The organism is Streptomyces pseudogriseolus (assembly GCA_002154585.1).
Lineage (GTDB): Bacteria > Actinomycetota > Actinomycetes > Streptomycetales > Streptomycetaceae > Streptomyces > Streptomyces pseudogriseolus.
In genome coordinates this window covers 1-4709 of sequence record MUNG01000159.1, presented here as the reverse complement: position 1 = coordinate 4709, position 4709 = coordinate 1, and the positions used below count along the sequence as shown (strand labels likewise).

4 protein-coding genes are annotated in these 4709 nt (G+C 73.9%); all 4 read right to left on the bottom strand.

Annotated features, from left to right (window positions below; genetic code table 11):
- On the bottom strand, positions 1 to 1398 hold a 1398-nt coding region (gene dnaG, locus CCN29_RS15800; RefSeq protein WP_086682561.1), incomplete at its 3' end, for a DNA primase.
- 147 nt (positions 1399 to 1545) lie between these two features.
- The gene (locus CCN29_RS15795) at positions 1546 to 2811 is read right to left on the bottom strand and encodes an NAD(P)/FAD-dependent oxidoreductase (protein ID WP_031018802.1); all 1266 of its coding nucleotides are present in this window, start codon (positions 2809 to 2811) and stop codon (positions 1546 to 1548) included.
- Positions 2812 to 2937: 126 nt separating this feature from the next.
- Entirely contained in the window at positions 2938 to 4245 is a 1308-nt protein-coding gene (locus CCN29_RS15790; protein WP_031060013.1) for a deoxyguanosinetriphosphate triphosphohydrolase, read from the bottom strand.
- A gap of 138 nt (positions 4246 to 4383) precedes the next feature.
- The coding region (locus CCN29_RS15785) for a CbiX/SirB N-terminal domain-containing protein (RefSeq protein WP_442538384.1) at positions 4384 to 4709 on the bottom strand (326 nt) is incomplete at its 5' end.

The window sequence follows — 4709 nt, the reverse complement described above, 5'->3', positions numbered from 1 at the left end:
GCTGGGCCCGCGACCGCCGGCGCCGGGCCGGCCGCGCTCGGGCGCCGGGCCCTTGCCGCCGCGGTCGCGGGCCCAGCGGGCGAGCTGGGCGACCCGCTTGACCACGAACTGCGTGTCCAGGATGCCGAGCATCCCGGCGAGCTGGACGGCGACCTCGTGCTGGGCGCCGCTGTTCTTGATCCGGGCGACGACCGGCGCGGCCTCGTCCAGGGCGGCGGCGCGTCCGGCCGGGGTGTCCAGGTCGTAGCGGGCGACGATCTGGCGGAGCGCGAACTCGAACAGCGGGGTGCGCGGCTCCACCAGGTCGGCGACCGCCTCGTCGCCCTTGGCCAGACGCAGGTCACAGGGGTCCATGCCGTCGGGCGCGATGGCGATGTACGTCTCGGCGGCGAACTTCTGGTCGTCCTCGAAGGCGCGCAGGGCGGCCTTCTGCCCGGCCGCGTCTCCGTCGAAGGTGAAGATCACGCGCGCCGAGCCGTTGTCCATCAGCAGGCGGCGCAGGATCTTGATGTGGTCGGAGCCGAAGGCGGTGCCGCAGGTGGCGATGGCCGTGGTGACGCCCGCGAGGTGGCAGGCCATGACGTCGGTGTACCCCTCGACGACGACCGCGCGGGAGGACTTCGCGATGTCCTTCTTCGCCAGGTCGATGCCGTACAGGACCTGGGACTTGCGGTAGATCGCCGTGTCGGGCGTGTTGAGGTACTTCGGGCCGTTGTCCGCCTCGTACAGCTTGCGGGCGCCGAAGCCGACGACGTCCCCGCCGATGTCCCGGATGGGCCACATCAGCCGGCCGCGGAAGCGGTCGATGGGGCCGCGGCGGCCCTCCTGGGCGAGCCCGGAGAGCACCAGCTCCTTGTCGCTGAAGCCCTTGCCGCGCAGGAAGCGGGTGAGGTGGTCCCAGCCCTGGGGGCTGTAGCCGACGCCGAAGTGCACGGCGGCGGCCTGGTCGAAGCCGCGCTCGGCGAGGAAGACCCGGCCGGTCTCCGCCTCGGGGGCGGTCGCGAGCTGTTCCGCGTACCACTCGGCGGCCAGCTTGTGCGCCTCGACCAGGCGGATGCGCTCCCCGCGCTGGTGGGTGGGGTTGTACCCGCCCTCCTCGTAGCGCAGGGTGATGCCGGCCTGTCCGGCCAGGCGCTCGACCGCCTCCGAGAAGGAGAGGTGGTCGATCTTCATCACGAACGTGATGGTGTCGCCGCCCTCCTGGCAGCCGAAGCAGTGGAAGAGTCCCTTGCTCGGGCTGACCTGGAAGGACGGCGACTTCTCGTCGTGGAACGGACAGAGGCCCTTGAGGTTGCCGCCGCCCGCGTTGCGCAGCTGGAGGTACTCGGACACGACGGCGTCGATCGGGACCGCGTCCCGAACCGCCTTCACGTCCTCGTCGTTGATCCTCCCGGCCACGCGTGAATTCTACGGGGCGCATCAGACATCTCCGGTCGCTGCAGCACCCTCCAGGGGCGCGGGGCTGTGACATGTGCGGCTCCGCCGCGTGGGCGCGACCAGCCACAACGTTGCCGCACCCGCGATGCCACAGCCCCCGGCACCCCGCTAGGCGACCAGACTCTCCAACGGCACATGCGGATCCGCCAACGCCTCCGTGTCCACCGCTTCCCGCGACCGGATCAACCGCTGGATGGAATCCGTGACATCCCACACGTTCACGTTCATCCCCGCCAGCACCCTCCCCTCCCGCACCCAGAAGGCGACGAACTCCCGCTTCCCCGCGTCGCCCCGGATGACCACCTGGTCGTAGGACCCCGGCGGCGCCCACCCGGAGTACTCCATGCCCAGGTCGTACTGGTCGGTGAAGAAGTACGGGACGCGGTCGTAGACCTCGTCCCGCCCGAGCATCGCGCGGGCCGCCGCCGGCCCGCCGTTCAGCGCGTTGGCCCAGTGCTCCACCCGCAGCCGGGTGGAGAACAGGCCGTGCGGGAAGGACGCGACGTCGCCGGCCGCGTAGACGTCCGGGTCGGACGTGCGCAGCCGCTCGTCGACGAGGACGCCCCCGCCGGACGCGGCGTCCGCCAGTTCCAGGCCCGCCGCCTCCGCGAGGGCGGTCCGCGGGGCCGCGCCGATCGCGGCGAGCACGGCGTGCGCCGGGTGCTCCTCGCCGTCGTCGGTGCGGGCGGCGAGGACCATGCCGTCCTGGCCGGTGATCTCGGTGAGCGTGGCGCCGAAGTGGAACCGCACGCCGTGCTCGCGGTGCAGCTCTGCGAAGAGCATGCCGAGCTCGGGGCCGAGCACCGAGTGCAGCGGGGTCTGCCCCCGGTGGACGACGGTGACCTCCGCGCCGTAGTGCCGCGCGGCGGCGGCGATCTCCAGGCCGATCCAGCCCGCGCCGGCGATCACCAGGTGGCCGTTGTCCCGGCCGAGGGAGGTGAGGACGCCCTTGAGGCGCTCGGAGTGGGCGAGGCGGCGCAGATGGTGGACGCCGGCCAGGTCGGTGCCGGGGATGTCGAGCCGGCGGGGTTCCGCGCCGGTGGCGAGCAGCAGCTTGTCGTAGCGGACGGTGGTGCCGTCCTCGCCGAAGCGGACGGTCTTCGCGGCGCGGTCCACGGCGGCGACGGTCGCCCCCAGGTGCAGCTCCACGTCGTGCTGCGCGTACCAGCCGGGCTCGTGCACGAAGACGCTGTCGCGCTCCGCCGAGCCGAGGAGGTAGCCCTTGGACAGCGGCGGCCGCTCGTAGGGGTGGTCGCGTTCGTCGCAGATCAGTATCACGCGGCCGGTGAAGCCCTCCGCTCTCAGCGTCTCGGCCGCCTTCGCGCCGGCCAGGCCGCCTCCGACGATGACGAAAGTCTGATCCGCGTCGACCACGTGATGCCTCCTTCGAGGGTTTGCCACCTGCGAGCCTCCCGCACCGGGGAGGCGGCGGGAAGGGGGAGTGACCCGATCAGGCCACCTGTCTCATGCTCTGTCTCACGTTTCGTCTCACGTCCTGTCTCACGTACGGGCGGTGAGCCGGGCGTGCAGCGAGCGGGCCGAGGCGTCGGTCAGGGACGCGATCTGGTCCACGACGACCCGCTTGCGGGCGCGGTCGTCGGGCGCCCGGTCGAACAGCGTGCGGAACTGCGGGTCCAGTCCGTCGGGCGCGCGGGCGGTCAGCGCCTCCGCCAGCTCCAGCACGACGACGCGCTGGTCGGCGCGGAGCCGCTCCTGCTCGGCGCGCTGCATGACGTACCGGTCGGCGACCGCCTTGAGGACCGCGCACTCCATGCGGGTGGGGCGCGGGACGACCAGCTCGGCCGCGTACCGGGTGAGGCGGCCGCCGCCCCACGCCTGCCGGGTGGCCGACTCGGCGGCCAGACAGAAGCGGCCGATGAGCTGGCTGGTGGCGTCCTTGAGGCGGGCCTGGGCGACGGCGGTGCCGTCGTAGCCGTGCGGCCACCACTCCTGGGCGAGCAGCCGGTCGAGGGCCTCGGCCAGCTCGGCGGGGTCGGTGTCCGCCGGGACGTACCGGCCGACGGCGACCGCGAAGACCGCGTCCCGCTCCGGGTCGGCGTGCAGGCAGTTGGGGTCGATGTGGCCCGCGTGCAGCCCGTCCTCCACGTCGTGGACCGAGTACGCCACGTCGTCCGCCCAGTCCATGACCTGCGCCTCGAAGCAGGTGCGGGTGCCGGGGGCGTCCTTGCGGAGCCACTCGAAGACCGGGCGGTCGTCGTCGTAGACGCCGAACTTCACCGACGCCGGGTCGGTGGGGTGGGCGCCGCGCGGCCAGGGGTACTTGGTGGCCGCGTCGAGGGCGGCCCGGGTGAGGTTGAGGCCGACGGAGCCCTCGGGGGTGAACCGCTTGGGCTCGATGCGGGTGAGCAGCCGCAGCGACTGGGCGTTGCCCTCGAAGCCGCCGCAGTCCCGGGCGAACTCGTTCAGCGCCTGTTCGCCGTTGTGCCCGAACGGCGGGTGGCCGAGGTCGTGGGAGAGGCAGGCGGCCTCCACCAGGTCGGGGTCACAGCCGAGGGCGGCGCCCAGCTCACGGCCGACCTGGGCGCACTCCAGGGAGTGGGTGAGGCGGGTGCGGGGGCTGGCGTCCCACACCTGGCTCTGCTCGCCGGGGGTGACGACCTGCGTCTTGCCGGCGAGGCGGCGCAGCGCCGCGGAGTGCAGCACGCGCGCGCGGTCGCGCTGGAAGGCGGTGCGGCCCGGGCGCTTGTCGGGCTCGGCGGCCCAGCGCTCGACCGCCGACGGGTCGTACCCGGCGGGCGGGAGGTGGTTCGCGGACGGGGCGGTCGTGCCGGTCGTGATGCCTTCCATGACCCGACAGTAGCCCCGGCCGGTGACAACCCGGACACCGGTGGCCGGGTCGGGCCGTCAGGTCAGGCCGTCGGCCGGACCGTCACGTCGGGACGTCACGCCACGCCGTCGGTCGGGCCCGTCACGTCACGCCGTCGGTCAGGCCGTCGCGAGGGCGGCCTGCGCGGCGACGGGGGTGGCCGGCCCGGCGACCGGGGCGGGCGTGCGCAGCGCCTGGTCGTAGCGGTGGAGCAGCAGGCGGGCCATCGCGGGGTGGGTGCCCAGCGGGTCGGAGACGGTGCCGGGCGCCGCGTCCGCGCACTCGGCGGCGAACCGGCCGGGCGCGGTGAAGCATGAGGCGACCGCGACCCGGGTGCGTCCGCGGGCGGCGAGGGCGCGCACCGCCTCGGTCACGGTGGGCGCGGCGGCGGAGGCGTAGGCGGGGACGACGGGCACGCCGAGCCGGGCGGCGAGCAGCGCGGCGA